Source organism: Comamonas sp. Tr-654 (genome assembly GCF_011752915.1).
Lineage (GTDB): Bacteria > Pseudomonadota > Gammaproteobacteria > Burkholderiales > Burkholderiaceae_C > Comamonas.
On sequence record NZ_VWWQ01000004.1, the window covers coordinates 239,101 to 257,635 of the forward strand.

12 protein-coding genes are annotated in these 18,535 nt (G+C 60.5%); 8 read left to right on the forward strand and 4 right to left on the reverse strand.

All coding sequences use genetic code 11. The features are described from left to right. Positions 1-1,338 precede the first annotated feature (1,338 nt). Positions 1,339-3,510 (reverse strand): ATP-dependent DNA helicase DinG, encoded by a 2,172-nt coding sequence (gene dinG / locus F3J24_RS14405; RefSeq protein ID WP_167007555.1) that lies wholly within the window; start codon positions 3,508-3,510, stop codon positions 1,339-1,341. A gap of 681 nt (positions 3,511-4,191) precedes the next feature. Here dinG and F3J24_RS14410 point away from each other — a divergent pair. The 6 genes from F3J24_RS14410 (at position 4,192) to F3J24_RS14435 (ending at position 12,343) form a co-directional block, all read left to right on the forward strand. Then, entirely contained in the window at positions 4,192-4,338 is a 147-nt protein-coding gene (locus F3J24_RS14410; RefSeq protein WP_167007558.1) for a hypothetical protein, read from the forward strand. Positions 4,339-4,549: 211 nt separating this feature from the next. After that, positions 4,550-5,713 (forward strand): efflux RND transporter periplasmic adaptor subunit, encoded by a 1,164-nt coding sequence (locus F3J24_RS14415; protein WP_370527733.1) that lies wholly within the window; start codon positions 4,550-4,552, stop codon positions 5,711-5,713. A 19-nt stretch (positions 5,714-5,732) separates the two neighbouring features. Then, positions 5,733-8,846 carry an efflux RND transporter permease subunit gene (locus tag F3J24_RS14420; RefSeq protein WP_167007564.1) on the forward strand — a complete coding sequence of 1,038 codons (3,114 nt, stop codon included), beginning with the start codon at positions 5,733-5,735 and terminating at the stop codon, positions 8,844-8,846. Then, a complete protein-coding gene (locus F3J24_RS14425) occupies positions 8,824-10,119 on the forward strand; it encodes a TolC family protein (RefSeq protein WP_019042908.1) in 1,296 nt (431 codons plus the stop codon). Before F3J24_RS14420 ends, F3J24_RS14425 begins: the two co-directional genes overlap by 23 nt. A gap of 122 nt (positions 10,120-10,241) precedes the next feature. Further along, on the forward strand, positions 10,242-10,946 hold the full coding sequence (locus tag F3J24_RS14430; RefSeq protein ID WP_167007567.1) for a response regulator transcription factor: 705 nt from the start codon (positions 10,242-10,244) through the stop codon (positions 10,944-10,946). After that, entirely contained in the window at positions 10,946-12,343 is a 1,398-nt protein-coding gene (locus F3J24_RS14435) for a HAMP domain-containing sensor histidine kinase (protein ID WP_167007570.1), read from the forward strand. The genes F3J24_RS14430 and F3J24_RS14435 overlap by 1 nt, the downstream gene beginning before the upstream one ends. An 18-nt stretch (positions 12,344-12,361) precedes the next feature. Here F3J24_RS14435 and F3J24_RS14440 read toward each other — a convergent pair whose 3' ends face one another. Then, positions 12,362-12,769 carry a YkgJ family cysteine cluster protein gene (locus F3J24_RS14440; RefSeq protein ID WP_167007572.1) on the reverse strand — a complete coding sequence of 136 codons (408 nt, stop codon included), beginning with the start codon at positions 12,767-12,769 and terminating at the stop codon, positions 12,362-12,364. A 156-nt stretch (positions 12,770-12,925) separates the two neighbouring features. On the opposite strand from F3J24_RS14440, the gene F3J24_RS14445 reads away from it, so the two are divergent. Beyond that, positions 12,926-13,543, forward strand: coding sequence for a glutathione S-transferase family protein (locus F3J24_RS14445; RefSeq protein WP_167007574.1), 618 nt, complete (start codon positions 12,926-12,928; stop codon positions 13,541-13,543). A 2-nt stretch (positions 13,544-13,545) separates the two neighbouring features. Further along, positions 13,546-14,427 carry a hypothetical protein gene (locus F3J24_RS14450; RefSeq protein WP_167007576.1) on the forward strand — a complete coding sequence of 294 codons (882 nt, stop codon included), beginning with the start codon at positions 13,546-13,548 and terminating at the stop codon, positions 14,425-14,427. 125 nt (positions 14,428-14,552) lie between these two features. Here F3J24_RS14450 and gyrB read toward each other — a convergent pair whose 3' ends face one another. Next, positions 14,553-17,120: a DNA topoisomerase (ATP-hydrolyzing) subunit B gene (gyrB, locus tag F3J24_RS14455; protein ID WP_167007579.1), complete on the reverse strand. Its 2,568-nt coding sequence runs from the start codon at positions 17,118-17,120 to the stop codon at positions 14,553-14,555. Positions 17,121-17,268: 148 nt separating this feature from the next. After that, positions 17,269-18,390 carry a DNA polymerase III subunit beta gene (dnaN, locus tag F3J24_RS14460; RefSeq protein WP_003064798.1) on the reverse strand — a complete coding sequence of 374 codons (1,122 nt, stop codon included), beginning with the start codon at positions 18,388-18,390 and terminating at the stop codon, positions 17,269-17,271. Positions 18,391-18,535 lie beyond the last annotated feature (145 nt).

Here is an 18,535-nt window from a genome sequence, read left to right on the forward strand (position 1 = left end):
TGAAAGCTTCTGAAAAGTTGTTCCCAAATCCAGGACATCGGCAGCCCGTGTCGGGACACAGACTTTGCCAAAGTTCAAGTAGTTGATTTTTAAGTAAATTAATTACTTATCAACAATTAAGTGGGCTACTTACTATTACTACTAAGTAAAAAGATAGGACTAGAAATAACAACTTTGCCCGAAGTTTACACAGCAATCCTGGATGGTCTGGATAAAAAAAATGTCGATCAGATCAGTTGGCAAGCAGTTCTTGCGACATCACACCCATGGAATGCAATGTGCCCAATCCTGTTCTCCACAGTTATTAACTATGAAAAACATAGCTAAGAATTCTTATATATCAATGGGTACAGGCAATTTATAAAGAATTAATGCGCATATGAATTTCTGTGGATAAGCCAATATCAACTTCCATGTTTTCCACAAAAATGCGCAGAAGAGCAAAGTTGTTCATGGATAGCGGACAGCAGCAACCGTCATTTGTCTCCATGTTTGTCATTCCTGAAGATGCTTGATTTGTCTTGGCTTTTGGAAGTTATCAACAGAAGATGCCAAGTCTTACTACTACGACTATATTTTTATAAGACTTCTAAAGAACAACTGAAGCAGAAGTCGCAAGCAAGATCTGGGAGCACACAAAATCGAGGCTGATCAGGTGCGTCAATCCCTTTGCTTCAGAGGGAAGTACAGAAAAAAATGGCTTTGGGAAGATTGACGCGCCAGGTTCCGAAAAATTGGCGTAAGATGCGCCTCCTCAGTGACAGGAGGTGGGGATAAATTCCCATTCAAGAGTCTTTGAAGTTCATGTTATCCACAGAATGTTATGAACAGCTGGGGGAAACTCTTGAGGAATGCAGGCTAGCGGTATCAGCCAGCATTGCGCTTTCTTCGTTCAAAAAAATTCAATGATTCGTAGGACATTGTTTTCAAAGAACTTTTAACTTCTGTCTGGAGCAGAACTTGGCTGCGAATGCGCAGGCTCCGGGAAAGTACAGCCCATCCGTCGGTGGAACGGAAACCAGGAATGCAGGCAGTTGGCCACCAGCCACGGTGGTCATCGGTGCACAAGCCCGGCTGTGTTGCTTCGGGCAAGGCCTTGCGGGTCGGCAGCCAGACAAGGCTGAATGCTGCTCGCAGTGCCAGGCAACTGTTAGAAAAATTACAAATGCGCGGAGTGTGCCTCGGCAGGTTCGAGAGCCGCGAAGAGGGCGCAGCAGCAGGGCAGAAAACCACCTTGCCGCGCGCTTGAGAACAGCGAAAGAACGGTCTCTGGAATGGCGCGAAACAGCGGAAAGTGGCCTTGAATCACCTGGGCAAGGCCATGTTTCGCACCGGAACTCAGGACCCTCGGACCGGTCGCCGCTGCAGCGTGAAAGGCGGCAGGCCCTTGATGAGCAGTTGGCCGTAGCTGGTGCCCGTCAGGCGGCGGTCATAGCAGTACACATGGGCCTGGTCTTCCTCGGTCCGGATGGCGCGGCCTACCCACTGGGCCAGGCGAATGGCCGTTGCCGGCACCACCAGTTCGTTGAAAGGGTTGCGGCCGCTGCTGCGCAGCCATTCGGCTCTGGCTTCGCCAACGGGGTCGTCGGGCGGCGCAAAAGGCAGCTTGGTGATGAACAGCGACTCGCAGAGGGCTCCCGGCAGGTCCAGTCCTTCGCCAAAGGATTGCATGCCGAAGATGATGGAAGGCTCGCCCATCGCCACGGCCTCGCGGTGGCGGGCCAGCAGGGTCTGACGGGGCAGGGCGGTCTGCACCAGCACCTGGTTGCGCATGCTGGTCGACAGCGCGTCAACGGCCTGGCGCATCTGCTCGCGGGATGTGAACAGCACCAGTGCGCCGGCCTGAATGCGGCTCAGATCGTTCAACAGGGCCTCGACCATCTCCTCGGTAAAGCGGGCGGCTTCGCGCGGGTCTGAGGCCGTTTCACGGGCCACCAGCGTGCCCTGGCGCGCATAGTCGAAGGGACTTGGCACTTCCAGCGTGGTGACAGAGGCGTCATTGGCCAGCCCCGCTTCGCGCAGAAAGAAGTCGAAATGGCCGCAACTGGTCAGCGTGGCGGATGTCAGTACCGCACCACGCACCTGCGACCAGAGATGCTGGCGCAGGGTGGAGCCGGGCTGTATCGGGCTGGCATGGGCCTTGACCACGATGAACTCGCCGTCCATCTCCAGCGTGAACCATTTAGCATGGGGCACCATCTTGCCGTCGCCATCGCTCTCGTTGTTTTGCAGCAGCAATTGCGTGGTGTTGAAAATGGCTTCCAGCCTGGGCGCCAGGGCGCCGACCTGCGCATAGACGGTGGACAGGCGCTGCGCTTCCTCGGGTTGTTCCTTGATTTCGGCACGCAGGGCCTTGGAGACGGCGCGCAGCGCATCCAGAAAGCCGTCTGCATGGTGCGCAATCTGTCCCAGAGGCTCCAGAAGCGCCTCTGGCAGCATTCCGCGGGGTGCCCGTACCCTGGCTGGCCCATAGCTGTCTTTCTGCGATTTGAGCGTCTCTCCGTAGTGCTCCATGACCAGTCGCGCCAGCTCCTGCATCTGCTGGCGCAGCTGACCCGCATGCTTGGGCACGTCGGCCAGTTCCTCGACTTCGGCGACCTGGTTCACGCGCAGCGCACGGCTGGCCAGCTTGTCGATCCAGCCCAGACGGCTCAGATCCATCTCGCCGGCAAACTGGTCCAGAGCCGTGGAGGGCAGGTGGTGGGCTTCATCGAGCACCAGCAGACAGTTGTCCAGCTCGGGCAGCAGCTTGGAGCCCAGCGAGGAAAGCAACAAATCATGATTGGCGACAATGACTTGTGCCGCCACCAGGTCCTTTCGACGCTCGTAATAGACGCAGCTGCCGAAGGCCGGGCAGTGCTTTCCGGTGCATGAAGAGGACTCGGCTGCCACGGGGCTCCAAGCCTCGGCTTCGGGCGGGGTTTCCAGCGAGTCGCGGTCGCCGTTCCAGGCTTCTGTGGCCAGTGCATCGGCCATGGATTTGTAGAACTGCATGCGGGCCTGCAACTCGTGCTGAGGGCGGCTGAACTTGGTTTGACCCTGTTCGTCGCCAAACAGATCGTCCATCTCGTCCTGTGCTTCCCCCGTACTCGCCAGACGCTCCAGCTTGAGTTTGCAGACAAAGCGTCCACGCCCCTTGGCCAGGGCGAATTTGAAAGGCTGGTCCAGCTTTTGCGCCAGGGCCGGTAAATCCTTGTTCACCAGCTGTTCCTGCAAGGCCACGGTGGCTGTGGAGATCAGCACCCGCGTTCCGCGCGACAGCGCCATGCGGATGGCCGGGATGCTGTAGGCCAGAGATTTTCCGACCCCGGTGCCAGCCTGCACGACGGCGATGGCGCGACGTGGTTCGGGCTCGCCTTCATCGACTTTTCCGAGCTGGGCCTGGCTCAGCGTCTGTGCGATCTGGGCCGCCATTTTTCGCTGTCCTTCACGACTGCGAAATCCCGGCATGGCCCCGACCACGGCATCAAAGGAATTCAGGGCCTCTTCAGCCCACTTTTTTTCATGCATTTCAGCGTTTTTCGAGGCGCAAAGATGCTGTGCTCTTGCGACTTATAAGTATTCGTACAGAGATATGTATTAAATAAGATTGAATTTCTTATGCAATACAGCATACAAATCAGGGGAGTTTGTATGTTCTACAGCTGTATCCGATGGAGTCAGTGGGTAGAACTTTTCCACTGCTTGTATATGACTTGTTCATTGTAGTTGTGGATTTCGCCGGGTGCAGTTACCAAGAAACTTATCCACAGAATGGGTTGAAAATCAGCCTGTACATATCCTGGAGACAACCATGTATCAATTCCTGTGGATATGGTTGTTAAATTTTTATGAACAAAAAGCTTTTTCTATATTTCATGTTTGCTGAAATTGTGCAGAAATAGCATGGTTTTCAAGTGCTGTGGGTAAGGTTGTTCATGGCTTTTATCGCTCTTGCAGGCGGCGAAGCAGAAAATTTATCCACAAGTTTGGTGAAGGCCATGGCGCGCGGTGGGAGGTAGAGGATTACCCGCCGGCAATTCTCGTCTCACTGCTTTGTATGCAAGAGCACCTGTTTCTGTTGAAATCTGGATGCGAAGAAGGAAGAGAGCAAAAGCTATCCACCGCGTGGATAACTTCAAAGCTCATCTTTTGATAGTAGATATCCATTGACCATCAATGGATTGATCCTGTTTTCCTTGAAATTCAGGGATGAGCCGTGGTTCGGCCTTTGATCACGAAGTAATGATACTTTTGATACTCATGTATGAAAAAATACATGAAAAATGCATGTTTTTTGAGCAAATGGCAGAGGGTATGCGTGAGTTGCCTGAAAAATGGGCAATGCAGCCTGTCTGAAGGCTGATTTACTGGTTTCAGACCATCAGCGGAGCAGGGCCTGCTCTGTGGCCCTGTTTCAGTCCGTCAGTCCGTGCTCGGCCTTACCAAACCGTAATGCGTGTGTCATCCACGCCGCGGGGTGCTCTTCCTAGCATGGCGTCATCACTGCAGGTGAAGTCGTGGACGCGCCCGTCACTCCGTCACTTGCCGGACTTGGGAAAGAGTGAACATGTACAAGAGCCTTGTGAGACAGCCGGGAGCGGCACATTTACCAAACTGGACATTGGCAAGACTGCCTGTGATGGCTGCGGCCATTGCCGTGGCGGGCCTGCTGCTCGGCTGTGATGCCTCCAGAGCCACCGAGGAGGTGCAGAAGCCGGTTGCGCAACTGCCCAAGGGCTTTATCCAGGTCAAGCCAGCCTCCGTGAAGATGCTGGAGATCGCGCCCGTGGCCAATCCGCAGGGGTTGCAGATGGCCTGGGCTCCTGCGCATGTGGCCTTCGTCGAGGATCGCGTGGCCTCCGTCTCGGTGCCGGTTTCGGCGCGTGTCCTGTCGGTCAATGCGCATGTGGGCGATATGGTCAAGGCCGGCGATCTGCTGGCAACCCTGGTCAGTCCCGATGCGCTACGCACCCGCTATGACGTGGCTGCGGCCAAGACCGCACATGATGTGGCCGTGGTGGAAGCCCAGCGCCAGCAGACCATGGTGGACAAGGGCGTGGGTGTGGAAGTCGATCTGCGCGCTGCGCAGGCCAAGCTGCGTGAGACCTCGCAGGAGCTGGGCCGTGCACAGGGCACGGCTGCGCTGCTGGGCTCGGGCGGTGGCGATCGCATCGAGCTGCGCGCACCGCGTGCAGGCATCGTGGCCGAGCGCAAGGCCGTGGTGGGGACTGCCGCTGAACCGGGAGCCGCGCTGTTCATGATTGGCGATCCCCAGGCCATGAATGTGGTCGCAGAGGTGTTCGAGTCCGATCTGCCCGGCATTCGCCTGGGCAGTGCCGTGCAGGTCGAGGTGCCGCAGTTGCCCAAACCGATCAAGGGTACTGTCCGCCATCTCGGCGCCACGCTGGACAAGGAGTCGCGACGCGCTGCCGTGGTGGTGGAGTTGAGCGAGCAGAACCCGGTGCTGCGTCCCGGCATGCAGGCCAAGGTGGGCGTGCAGTTGTCGAATCAGCAGGAGATGCTGATTCCTGTCACCGCCGTGCTCATCAAGGATGAAAGCCATAGCGTGGTCTATGTGCAGCATGAGAACAACCAGTTCGAGGCGCGCGTGGTGACGCTGGGACGTCCATCGCGAGGCATGGTGCCGGTGATCAGCGGCCTCAAGGTCGGTGAGAAGATTGTGGTGCGTGGTGGTCTGCTGCTCGACGGCGCGGCCAGTCAGCTGCTCTAGTCTGGCAGGAGCCTGAACCATGCTGAGTTCATTTATTTCATTTGTGGTCCATCGTCGGCTGCTGGCGGTGTGCGCCACGCTGGCGATTGCCGTCTACGGCGTCTACGCCTATCTGCAGACCGCCATCGAAGCCTATCCCGACGTGACCAATGTGCAGGTCGGGGTGATCACCCAGGCGCCGGGCCTGGCTCCCGAAGAGGTGGAGCGCCAGATCACCCAGCCGCTGGAGCGTGAGCTCAACGGAACGCCGGGTCTGATATCGCTGCGCTCGGAGAGCTATTTCGGTCTCTCCATGATCAATCTGGTCTTCAACGACGACGCGAAGAGCTTTACGTCGCGCGCCGAGGTGTCGCAGCGTCTGCCGCAGGCGGATCTTCCCAGTGGCGTGACGCCTGAAATGGCGCCTGACTACACGCCGCTGGGCAAAATCTTCTACTACCGCCTGCAGAGCGACAGACACAATCTGGCGCAGTTGCGCACCGAGCAGGAATGGCATGTGGTGCGGGTGCTCAAGCAGGTGCAGGGCGTGGCCGACGTGGTGAGCATTGGCGGCTTCGTCAAGGAGTTCCACGTTGAAGTCGACCCCGAGAAGCTCTACAGCCTGGGCCTGTCGCTGGACGATGTGAGCGATGCGCTCTCCAAGTCCAACCGCAACGTAGGTGGCGGCCTGATGCGCCGTGGCGAGCAGTCCTTCATCATTCGCGGTATCGGCCTGCTGCGTAATCCGCAGGAGATTCAGGACGTGGTCGTTGCCATGCGTGGCAAGGCTCCCGTGACCATCGGCGACGTGGCGCGTGTCGCGCAGTCGCATACGCCGCGCCAGGGCTCGGTGGGCATGGACGACCAGAACGATGTGGTGCAGGGCATTGTGCTGCTCAAGCGCGGCGCCAACCCCTCCATCGTGCTCGATGACATTCATGCCAAGGTCGATGAGCTCAACAGCGGCGGCCTGCCCGAAGGCATGCACATGGTCACCAACTATGATCGCTCCGATCTGGTGGGTCACACGCTCAAGACCGTGCAGCACAACCTGCTGTTCGGTGCCACGCTGATCATTGCCGTGCTGTGGCTATTCCTGCGCAGCCTGCGTGGCTCGCTGATCGTGGCCACGGTGATTCCGCTGTCGCTGCTGGTGGCCTTCATCGGCCTGCACTGGCTGGGCATGCCTGCCAATCTGATCTCCATGGGCGCCATCGACTTCGGCATCATGGTGGACGGTGCCGTGGTGCTGGCCGAGAACATCATCCGCAACGCACGGCAGCGCAAGCCGCAGACGGCCAACGACATGCGCCACATCATTGTGGATTCGGCCGTGGCCGTGGCCAAGCCCACGCTGTTCGCCATGGCCATTGTGATTGCGGCGCTGATTCCCGTGTTCTCGCTGCAGAGCATCGAAGGCCGCATCTTCCGTCCGCTGGCCATGACCTACAGCTTTGCCCTGCTGGGTGCGCTGGTGTTCGCCATGGGTCTGGTGCCGGCGCTGTGCGCCTTGCTGCTCAAGCCCAAGCATGTGATGGTGGAAGAGCCCAAGATCTTCGACCGCGCGCACCACGGCTACCAGCACTGGATCGCCAAGGTACTGGGCGCCGCCAAGCGCCGCACTGCAGTGATCGCCGTGTTCGTGAGCGTACTGGTGGTGGCCGGGGTTTCGGCGAAATGGCTCGGCACCGAGTTCCTGCCGGAGCTCGATGAGGGCGATGCCTATGTGCTGGTGCAGATGCCGGCTTCCATCTCGCTGGAAAAAGGCCAGGAAGTGCTGCGCGATGTGCGTCTGCGCCTCAAGGTCTTCCCCGAGGTGATCACCGTCACCACGGAGCAGGGACGCCCCGAATCAGGCACCGACAACGAGACGCTGAATCTGGCCAAGGTGCTGGTGCGCCTCAAGCCCCATGGCGAATGGCGCAAGGGCCTGACCAAGCCCGCGCTGATCGAGGAAATGCGGGCGACACTGGGTGAGATTCCCGGCGTGGCCTTCAACTTCGCGCAGCCTATTCGCGACAGCGTGGAAGAGTCCACCTCGGGCGCGCGCGGCCAGGTCGTGCTCAAGCTGTTCGGCCCTGATATTCCCACGCTGCGCAGCATTCTTCAGCAGACCAAATCGCTGGTGAAGGACATCGATGGTGTGGTCGATCTGGATCTGTACCGCGATGCCCCGGCACCCCAGGTGCATGTGCAGTTCGACCGCCAGGCGCTGGCGCGCCAGGGCATTGCCATGGAGGACGCGCAAAAGACCCTGGAAGTAGCCCTGGCCGGCAATGTGGCCACCACTTTGTGGGAAGGCGAGTTCCCCGTGCCGGTGCGCGTGCGCCTGCCCTATGTGGACCGCATGGACGAAGAGCGCATTCGCAACATCGCCATACCGCTGCCCGATGGTGGCTCTGTGCCTCTGGGCTCGGTCGGTACGGTCAGCATGAAGGTCGGCAACTCCTCCATCTTCCGCGAAGGCAATGCGCGCTACATGGCGCTCAAGTTCAATGTGGAAGGCCGTGACATCGGCTCAGTGGTGAAGGACACGCTGGCCACCTTCAAGCAGAACGTGAAATTGCCTGAAGGCTACCAGGCCGTCTGGGGCGGTGAATGGGAGAACCAGCAACGTGCGGCTGCACGCCTGAAGGTGGTGGTGCCACTGTCGCTGGTGATCGTCTACGCCCTGCTGTTCGGTGCGCTGGGCCAGGCCCGCAGCGCCGGCATCATCCTGCTGTGCGCGCCGTTTGCCATGGTGGGCGGCATTGCGGCCCTGCATCTGGCGCATATCGAGCTCTCCATCAGCGCGGCCATCGGTTTTATTGCCTTGCTGGGCCAGGTGGCCCTGGCGGGGTTGCTGGTGGTCTCTGCGGTCGAGGATTTGCGCCGTCAGGGCATGCCCTTGATGCAGGCCCTGATCGAAGGTGCGGCCGAGCGCATGCGCTCCATCATTCTGGTGGCGTTGCTGGCGCTGCTGGGCCTGCTGCCCATGGCACTGTCCACTGGCGTGGGTAGCGAAACCCAGCGCCCGTTTGCCTCCGTCATCGTCGGCGGCATGGTGGTGCTGCCATTGGTGGCACTGGTGCTGCTGCCCGTGCTGTATGCCTTGCTGGGCCCCAAGAACATGTTGACGCAGGAAGAACGTGATGAAAGCGCTCAAGATGAATAAATGGCACTCGCTGGCCATGGCTGCGGCACTGTGCTGCGGTGCTTTCAGCGGCCTGGCCCATGCTGCCGATGCGATGGACGCACCTGCGCAGAACAGTGCAGCCGCGGGCCGTATGGCGGCCCCTGTGCAGCCTGTGACCCTGCAGGAATATCTGCGCATCGTCGTGCAGAACCAGCCCAACCTGGCGGCCGATCGCATGCAGCTGGATCTGGCCAGGGCCGACAGCAAGACGGCGGCCACCATCTCCAATCCCGCCATGCATTACTCCAGCAAGCGCGGCGAAAAGGAATGGGGTGTGGAGCAGGCCATTCCCATCTTCGGTCAGCGCGGCATGCGCATCGAGAATGCCAGGCTGGGCGAGAAGGCCGCGGCGGCCAATGCCGACGTGGCGGTCGCCGTCACCATGAGCGATGCCGCCCATGCCTTCAACGAGCTGCTGGTGGCGCAGCAGCGCTATCAGGTGTGGCTGGCTGCACGCGACGAGCTGGAGAGGGCGGGCAACATCGTCAAGGGCCAGATCGAAGCCGGTACGCGCAGCCGCTATGACGGCGCGCGTCTGAACCTGCAGCAGGCCCAGATGAGCATGCAGGTCAGCAAGGCCCAGGCCGCCTTGCGGGATGCTGCATCGCGCGTGGCTGCCATTGCGGCCCTGCCGCAATGGCAGGTGCGTGTCGAAGGCAGCCTGCAGGCTTCCGACCTGCGCAAGGCCCCTGGCTACGAGCTGCTGTGGAATCAGGCGCAGATCCAGTTGCCGAGCCTGCGTGCCGCGCAGGCCGAGCTGGACAGGGCGCGCCAGAAGATCCAGCTCGAGCAGCGTGAGGCATTGCCCACGCCATCCTTTGGTCTGGCCCGCATCCGCAACAGCGTGGATGGCAGTTTCAACCAGGTGGGCGTGAGCGTGGAGATCCCGCTTTTCGACCGTCGCCAGGGCCCTATCGAGCGCGCCAAGGTCGAGGCCGACCAGGCCGAGCTGCGCCGCGATGCGGCCCTGTTGGCCGCTCAGTCCGAACTGCAGCGTGCGTTGCAGCAACTGTCTCTGCGCCGCACGGCCGTGCGTGACTACGAGAAGGAAGGGCTGGCGCAGATTGCGCCGCTGCACCAGATGGCTCAGGACGCCTACAAGCTGGGCAAGGGCACGATTCTCGAGCTGATCGATGCACTGGGCTCGATCACCGAGCACCGGCTGGAGCATCTGGAGCTGGTCAAGGACATGCTGGACGCCGAGTGGGAAGTGCGTCTGGCCAGCGGCGACCTGCCACAGGTGCAGCCTTGAGCGAGGCAAGGGAGATGGCACAAACCCCTGTACCACCTCCTGATGCTTCCCTGCCGCCCGCTGCGAAGGAGGAGGCGACGGCTTATAGTGTCTGTCCACCAACGGCCAGAGACAGACTCCGCATGTATCGCTACCTCATCATCGAAGACGATGCGCTCAACGCGCGTTACATCGCTGAAGGGTTGCGCCAGCAAGGCGCGCATGTCAGTGTCTGCGGTGACGGTGTGCAAGGCATTGCGCAGGCCGTGGGCGAGAACTGGGATGTCATCATCCTCGACCGCATGCTGCCCAATGGCTTTGACGGACTGCAGATCCTGCAGGCCTTGCGCTCCATGGGAAAGCAGACGCCGGTGCTGGTTCTCAGCGCCCTGTCTGCCACGGACGAGAGAGTGCGCGGGCTCAAGGCCGGCTGCGATGACTATCTGACCAAGCCCTTTGCCTTCTCCGAGCTCTCGGCCAGGCTCGAAGCCCTGGTGCGCCGTGCCCAGATCCCGGCTCCCACTCGCGAGATGCAGGTGGCCGATCTGCGCGTCAACCTGATTTCGCGCAGTGCCGAGCGTGCCGGCCAGCCGTTGTCGCTGCAGCCGCGCGAATTCCGTCTGCTCGCGTTTCTCATGCAGCATGCGCACCAGATCGTCACGCGCACCATGCTGCTGGAGTCGGTCTGGGATTACCGCTTCGATCCGCAGACCAATGTGATCGACGTGCACATCAGCCGCTTGCGCAGCAAGGTGGACAAAGGCTTTGCCACGCCTCTGATCCACACCGTGCGCGGTGTGGGCTACAGCCTCTCGGACCAGCCGCAAGACCTGCCCGAGGTGGTCTGATGATGCGCTCCAGACCCTGGAGTTCGCTGGCCTTCAGGCTGGCACTCAGCTATGGCGGCCTCATGGTCCTGACCATGGCCATTGTGCTGGCCGTCTTCTATGTGCAGACCGTGGGCGTGGTGCGGGTAAGGCTCGACAAGCAGGCCGAAAACCATGTGCGCAGACTGACCGAGCACTCGGCCAAATACGGCCCGGGGGCACTGGAAAACGAGATTCTGCAGACCATTCGTGACGGTGTGAACACCGACACGGAAATCGTCATTCTCATGAACCCGCAAGGTGAGACCATTGTCAGCAATGCCGAGGTCTATCCTCCGCGCAAGCTCAGCATCATGGGCGTGCGCGAGCTGACCGTGAAGCGCAACGGGCGGCTGATGGTAGGTCGGGTGGCCGTCGTGGAAATGCCCAATGGCAATCTGCTGGCCGTAGGCAGCGACATGCAGTTGCAGCGCGACATGGAGGAGCTGTTCGGTCAGGCTAGCTTGTTGGCAGCCGTCGCGGCCTGCATCATGGCCCTGATCGGTGCCATGGTCTTCAGGCGTGTGGTGGATGAGCGCGCGGCCGCCATTCGCAACACCATGTCGCGCGTTGCGGCGGGCGATTTGCGCCAGCGCATTCCGGTCGATCAGCGCGGTGATGAATTCACGCTGCTCAACCGTGATATCAACACCATGCTCGATCGGCTCGAGCAGTTGATGGAAGGCATACGCCATGTCTCCAACAGCATTGCGCACAACCTCAGAACGCCGTTGACGCGCATATTGCTGCGCCTGCGCAACGCACAGCAGGCCAGCCCAGAAATGCAGTCTGCCACGCTGGCGCTGGTGGCCGAAGAAGTCGCTGAACTCGGTGTGGTGTTCGAGAAGCTCTTGCAGATTGCCGAAGTGGAAAGCGGAGCCAGTCGCAAGAGCTTTGCGCCGGTTGACCTGCAGGCCTTGCTGGTTGATGTGGTGGACTTCTACGAGCCGCTGGTGGAAGACGCCGGCGGCATTCTCAGGCTGGATGTGCAGGAAGGTGTGCAGGCCCTGGGCGATGGTGACCTGCTGGCCAGCGCCGTTTCCAATCTTGTCGATAATGCTATTAAATACGGAGCTTCACCCGACGATATCCACGGGGCTGACGTGCTGCTGCGCGCCGCGCCAGCGCAGGAGCATGGCAGCGATGGCGTCTGGGGTGTGGAGATCACCGTGCAGGATCAGGGGCCGGGTGCAGATCCTCAGACCCTGGAGAAAATGACCACCCGTTTCTACCGCGCGGAATCGGATCGCCCGGGCTACGGACTGGGTCTGGCCAGTGTGCTGGCCATTGTCCAGCTGCATGGCGGCAAGCTCAGTTTTCATAACGCCCATCCAGGACTGGTGGCGCGCATCTGGTTGCCTGCCGTGGCCGATGTCTGAAGCGCTGCCGCGACGTTTTCAGATCTGCGAAAGCGCCTTGTTGCCATAGGCACAGAAGCCTGGTTTGGGCCCCTTCTTAGGGTGCAGTCTGCAGGTTTCCGGGCGCTTTTCATAGACCGTGCAGCGGCGCGTGTTCTTGTCCAGGAAATTGCAGTCGCCACCCGCTCGGCGGGCCATGGTGAAGATCTCGTGCTTGGGGTTGAAGTGGTCGATCAGGCGCATCTTCATCAGCCGCTTGGCGATCAGCTTGGGCTCGATGTTTTCGACCTCGAACGGGTCCACCAGCTCCAGGCGCACCAGATCCGGCAGGCGTACCTCCAGCGGCATGGTGCAGCAATTGGCCGCGCAGCTGTCGCACATGCCGGCCTTGTACTTGCTCCAGGTTTCCAGGCGGTCGACGTCAACAATGCGGATGGAGGATTTCATTTCGGGTGGGGCACTTCTGGGAGAAGCGCGATGCTGCCATGAGATGTCGATGTCTGCCTTGCGCCATTGCTATGAGCAGACCCGTTTCATGGGATTGAGCGGGCTGCGGGGCAGCCTACACTGCACAGGCATATCACCATCCACGGGAGAACGATTTTGGCAAGCCAAACCACGCTTTACTACGCAGCTGGCACCTGCGCGCAGGCCGTACTGATTGCGCTTTATGAGGCCGACGCCCAGTTCACGCTCAAGACGCTGAGCTTTGCCGACAACGAGCAGCGCAGCCCCGAATACCTGAGCATCAATCCCAAGGGCAGAGTGCCCGCGCTGGCCACGGAACGCGGCGTGCTGACCGAGACTCCCGCGCTGCTGCTGTATGTGGCGCAGACCCATCCGCAGGCCAGACTGGCACCGCTGGATGACCCCTTTGCGCTGGCGCAGATGCAGGAGTTCAATGCCTATCTGGCATCGACCGCACACATCGCTCACGCCCACCGTCCACGCGCCTCGCGCTGGGCCGACGACGAGGCTGCCCAGACCGCCATGCGCGCCAAGGTGCCGCAGAACATGCGCGAATGCTTTGCGGTGATCGAACAGCACTATCTGGGCGACAAGACCTGGGTGATGGGTGAGCAGTTCACCGTGGCCGACGGCTATCTCTACACCGTGGCGGGCTGGCTCAAGGGCGACGGCGTGGACATCACCGAATTCCCGCGCGTGGCAGCCCATTTCGAGCGCGTGAAGACCAGGGCTTCGGTGCAGAGGTTGGGCTGACCATGTCCTGGGTGGGTGAAGTCACGAGCCTTTGGGGCGTAATCAGCAAAAGCTGGGAATGGTGGCGAGGTCGGCGTGATCCTGCTCGGCGCTCGGCCCAGCGGCTGATCCGCGCTTTTGAGGCGCATGGTTTGGCGCGGCAGCAGATCATTCGCTTGGTGCCGGCTGCCATCGCCCAGGCCAAGCCTGAGTTGGCCATGGCCGATTGCTCGTCACCTGATCTGCTTAAGCCCAAGTTGACCCCTGCGCTGCTGGATTGGGCGGCTGGCTATTTGAACCTACGTCGCGATTGGTTGGACGGCCTAGAGGACGCAGTGCCACACTTTATAGAGGATCACTACAAAGAGCCTGCACGCTATGGCGAATGGTTGCATGCACGTGAGGCCGCAGCACCGAACGTGCATAGATATCTTGCTGTTTGGAAGGCTTTGGGCGTTCCGGTGGGGCCGGGGGTGTATGGCCCGGTATGTGTGGTGTACGAGGAGGTGAGCGAAGGGCTGGATGGTATTGAATGGTCGCGCTATTGGTTGCTCTGTGACCATTGGCGCATGGACCATGCCCCTTGTGTGGAAAACCTAGCTGCACTGGTGCATGTGGCACAGCAGACGGGTGTGCTGGTCGTTGGTAAAGAATTGGATACGCGCGATTTACAGCGGTTGCAAGAAGGTCAGGTGCTTGTGCCAGAGCTGCAGCAACGCATAAGGGGTGGTTGGTATCCTGCCGACTTGGTGGATCCACCGCCTCAGCATGACTCACCATGGCGCCGAGCTGTTTGGTTAGGTGCACAGGGGTGGCTTCCAGAGCTTGATATCGATAGCGAATCGATGAGATGCAAAGGCCAACGTAGTCAAGCAGTAAGAACGACAGCAAGCGCTGAACAATAGCCATAGACTTCATATCAGCCCCCATAACAAAGAGCCCGGGATGACCCGGGCTCTTTGTTAGTAACTATGTCAAAGCTTTTTCACCAACTTGGCACAGTTTTCACCAATGGTGGCATTCGACAAAATCAAACGTCGATATTCCCCGCCCGCAACGCGTTGTCTTCGATGAAGTTGCGGCGCGGTTCGACCTCGTCACCCATAAGCATGGTGAAGACGCGGTCGGCTTCGATGGCGTCGCCGATCTTGACTTGCAGCAGGCTGCGAACATTGGGGTCCATGGTGGTTTCCCAGAGCTGCTCGGGGTTCATTTCGCCCAGACCCTTGTAGCGCTGGCGGCCTGTGGTGCGCTCGGCTTCGGAGATCAGCCAGGCCATGGCCTGACGGAAGTCGCCGACCTTTTCGGTCTTGGCCTTTTCGCCTTCGCCGCGCGTGACCTTGGCACCTTCGCCCAGCAGGCCGACGAAGTTCTGCGCTTCGTCGGACAGGGCGGCGTAGTCATGGCTGCGCACGAACTCCTGGGTCAGGATGGAGCTCTTGATATTGCCGTGGTGATGGCGGCTGATGCGCAGGACGGGGTGCTCGCTGTTGGGGTCGATCTCGGCCGTCACATCGGCGGGCACGCCGGTGGTGGTCAGCTCGCGCAGCTTGGCTTCGAGAATTGGGGCGCATTCCTGGGCTTCCTCGAAGGTGTCGAGCTTGATCTGCACGCCGTCGGCAATGGCGCGCAGGGCTTCGGCATCCATGAAGTTGGACAGGCGCTCGATGACGGTTTCGGCGGCCAGGTGCATGTTGGCCAGCTTGGCCAGCTCTTCACCTTCGACGGTGCGCGGAGTGTCGCCGCCGGTGTTCACGCTGGCATGGTTCAGCGCGATCTTGAGCAGGTATTTGTTGAGGGCCGGGCCGTCCTTGAGGTAGAGCTCTTCCTTGCCGTTCTTGACCTTGTACAGCGGCGGCTGGGCGATGTAGATATGGCCGCGCTCGACCAGGTCGGGCATCTGGCGGTAGAAGAAGGTCAGCAGCAGGGTACGGATGTGGGCGCCGTCCACGTCCGCGTCGGTCATGATGATGATGCGGTGGTAGCGTAGCTTGTCGGGGTTGTAGTCGTCGCTGCTGCTCTTGCCCGAGTCTTCGCTGACCTTGCCGATGCCGGTGCCCAGGGCAGTGATCAGGGTGATGATTTCCTGGCTGGACAGCAGCTTTTCGTAGCGGGCCTTTTCCACGTTCAGGATCTTGCCGCGCAGCGGCAGGATGGCCTGGAACTTGCGGTCGCGACCCTGCTTCGCGGAGCCGCCGGCGGAGTCACCCTCGACGATGTAGATTTCGCACAGCGCAGGATCTTTTTCCTGGCAGTCGGCCAGCTTGCCGGGCAGGCCCATGCCGTCGAGCACGCCCTTGCGGCGCGTCATTTCGCGGGCCTTGCGCGCGGCTTCACGGGCGCGGGCCGCCTCGATGATCTTGCCGCAGAGGATCTTGGCGTCGTTGGGGTTTTCTTCGAGGAAGTCGGTCAGGCTCTTGGCCACGATGTCTTCCACGGGCGCGCGCACTTCCGAGCTGACCAGCTTGTCCTTGGTCTGGCTGGAGAACTTGGGCTCGGGCACCTTCACGCTGAGCACGGCGCACAGACCTTCGCGCATGTCGTCGCCTGAGACTTCGACCTTGGCCTTCTTGGCCATTTCGTTGTCGGCGATGTATTTGCCGATCACGCGGGTCATGGCGGCGCGCAGGCCGGTCAGGTGGGTGCCACCGTCACGCTGGGGAATGTTGTTGGTGAAGCACAGCACCTGTTCGGCATAGCTGTCGTTCCACTGCATGGACACCTCGACACCGATTTCGGTGCCGGGAATGCCGCCATAGGTTTCCGCAGGGCGCGAGCCGTTGGCATGGAAGGTGGTGGGGTGCAGCACCTTCTTGGTGCCGTTGATGAACTGCACAAAGCCCTTGACGCCTCCGGCGCCCGAGAAATCGTCTTCCTTGCCGTCGCGCTCGTCCTTCAAGCGAATGCGCACGCCGTTGTTCAGGAAGGACAGCTCGCGCAGGCGCTTGGCCAGGATTTCATAGCGGAACTCGAAGTTCTCCTTGAAGATTTCCTGGTCGGGCAGAAAGTGCACCTTGGTGCCGCGCTTGTCGCTGGCACCGACCACGCGCATGGGCGAGACTTCGGCACCGTCCACGACTTCGATCAGGCGGTTTTGCACAAAGCCGCGCGAGAAGTCGATTTCGTGGCGTCGGCCGTCGCGGCTGACGGTGAGCTTGAGCCAGACGGACAGCGCGTTCACGCAGGACACGCCCACGCCGTGCAGACCGCCCGAGACCTTGTAGCTGTTCTGGTTGAACTTGCCGCCGGCGTGCAGCTCGGTCAGCGCGATTTCGGCGGCCGAGCGCTTGGGCTCGTGCTTGTCGTCCATCTTCACGCCGGTGGGAATGCCGCGGCCGTTGTCGATGACGGACAGCGAGCCGTCGGCATGGATGGTGACCAGAATGTCGTCGCAGTAGCCGGCCAGCGCTTCGTCGATGGAGTTGTCCACGACCTCGAAGACCAGATGGTGCAGACCGGTGCCGTCCGAGGTGTCACCGATGTACATGCCCGGGCGCTTGCGCACGGCTTCCAGGCCTTCCAGGATCTGGATTGCGCCTTCGCCATAGCCGCCTGCATCTGCGGCGCTCTGGGTGTCTGGCTTGTTCTCTTCGGTCATGAAATTACCTTGCTGCTACAAGGTCAGGAGCTGTTGGCGCCTGACCTGCATAACTTTCAAATGAATACTTGCCTGAAATCATTACAGGACGAGCGGTAGCTGCTCCTGTTATTTCAGGCAATGAAATGGCTGGCTGCGTTCGGTCCACTCAGATGCGCATGGGCATCACGACGTACTTGAAGCTTTCGTTCTCGGGGATGGTGACCAGTGCCGAGCTGTTGCCGTCCTGCAGATCGATCTTGACCATGTCCTGGCTCATATTGGTGAGCACGTCGATCAGATAGGTCACGTTGAAGCCGATCTCGATGGTGTCGCCACCGTAGTCGATGTCGAGTTCGTCCATGGCCTCTTCCTGCTCGGCGTTGTTGGACGCCACGCGCAGCGTGCCGGGCTCCACCGACAGGCGCACGCCCTTGAACTTGTCGCTGGTCATGATGGCCGTACGCTGCAGCGATGCCAGCAGCGGGGCGCGGCCCAGGGTCACGCTGTTGGTGTGGTTGCGCGGGATGACGCGGTTGTAGTCGGGGAACTTGCCTTCGACCAGCTTGGTCACGAACTCCATGCCGCCAAAGGTGAACTTGGCCTGGTTGTTGGCGAACTGCATCTCGATGACGGGCTGGTTCTCGCCGCTGGCATCCGACAGCAGGCGCTGCAGCTCCAGCACGGTCTTGCGCGGCAGAATCACTTCCTGCTTGATGGGCACTTCCACGTCCAGCGTGGCGCTGGCCCAGGCCAGGCGGTGGCCGTCGGTGGCCACCAGGCTCAGGGTGTTGCCTTCGGCGACGAACAGAATGCCGTTCAGGTAGTAGCGGATGTCCTGCACGGCCATGGCAAAGGAGACCTGGCCCAGCAGGTCCTTGAGCACCTTCTGCGGCACGCTGAAGGCAGGGCCGAAGGCGGCCGATTCCTGCACCAGCGGGAAGTCTTCGGCGGGCAGGGTCTGCAGCGTGAAGCGGCTCTTGCCGCCCTTGAGAATCATCTTGGACTGCTGCGTCTCCAGGCTCACGGTCTGGTCGCCGGGCATGGTCTTCAGGATGTCGATCAGCTTGCGGGCACCGATGGTGGTGGTGAAGTCGCCGGCGTCGCCGCCCAGCTCGGCCGTGGTGCGGATCTGGATTTCCAGGTCGCTGGTTGTCAGCTGCAGCGCATTGCCGGTCTTCTTGATCAGCACATTGGCCAGAATGGGCAGCGTGTGGCGGCGCTCGACAATGCCGGCCACCGATTGCAGGACCGCGAGAACTTTGTCTTGTGTGGCTTTCAGGACGATCATGTCAACCTCAGTGATTTAAGTGCGCATATGTTTTGACGCGGCGGCGCCCGCAGGGCGATGCAGACGCTCCCTCATGCCGCGTTAATTCCCCATTTTGCCCTGTGTGAGTGACATTCATGGGGGAGTTTTTTAGAGCCTCGTCATG

Excerpts from the sequence above, each read along its gene's own strand:
- dinG (WP_167007555.1), bottom strand. The coding sequence starts at position 3,510 with ATGCATGAAAAAAAGTGGGCTGAAGAGGCCCTGAATTCCTTTGATGCC.
- F3J24_RS14410 (WP_167007558.1), top strand. The coding sequence starts at position 4,192 with ATGAGCCGTGGTTCGGCCTTTGATCACGAAGTAATGATACTTTTGATA.
- F3J24_RS14415 (WP_370527733.1), top strand. The coding sequence starts at position 4,550 with ATGTACAAGAGCCTTGTGAGACAGCCGGGAGCGGCACATTTACCAAAC.
- F3J24_RS14420 (WP_167007564.1), top strand. The coding sequence starts at position 5,733 with ATGCTGAGTTCATTTATTTCATTTGTGGTCCATCGTCGGCTGCTGGCG.
- F3J24_RS14425 (WP_019042908.1), top strand. The coding sequence starts at position 8,824 with ATGAAAGCGCTCAAGATGAATAAATGGCACTCGCTGGCCATGGCTGCG.
- F3J24_RS14430 (WP_167007567.1), top strand. The coding sequence starts at position 10,242 with ATGTATCGCTACCTCATCATCGAAGACGATGCGCTCAACGCGCGTTAC.
- F3J24_RS14435 (WP_167007570.1), top strand. The coding sequence starts at position 10,946 with ATGATGCGCTCCAGACCCTGGAGTTCGCTGGCCTTCAGGCTGGCACTC.
- F3J24_RS14440 (WP_167007572.1), bottom strand. The coding sequence starts at position 12,769 with ATGAAATCCTCCATCCGCATTGTTGACGTCGACCGCCTGGAAACCTGG.
- F3J24_RS14450 (WP_167007576.1), top strand. The coding sequence starts at position 13,546 with ATGTCCTGGGTGGGTGAAGTCACGAGCCTTTGGGGCGTAATCAGCAAA.
- gyrB (WP_167007579.1), bottom strand. The coding sequence starts at position 17,120 with ATGACCGAAGAGAACAAGCCAGACACCCAGAGCGCCGCAGATGCAGGC.
- dnaN (WP_003064798.1), bottom strand. The coding sequence starts at position 18,390 with ATGATCGTCCTGAAAGCCACACAAGACAAAGTTCTCGCGGTCCTGCAA.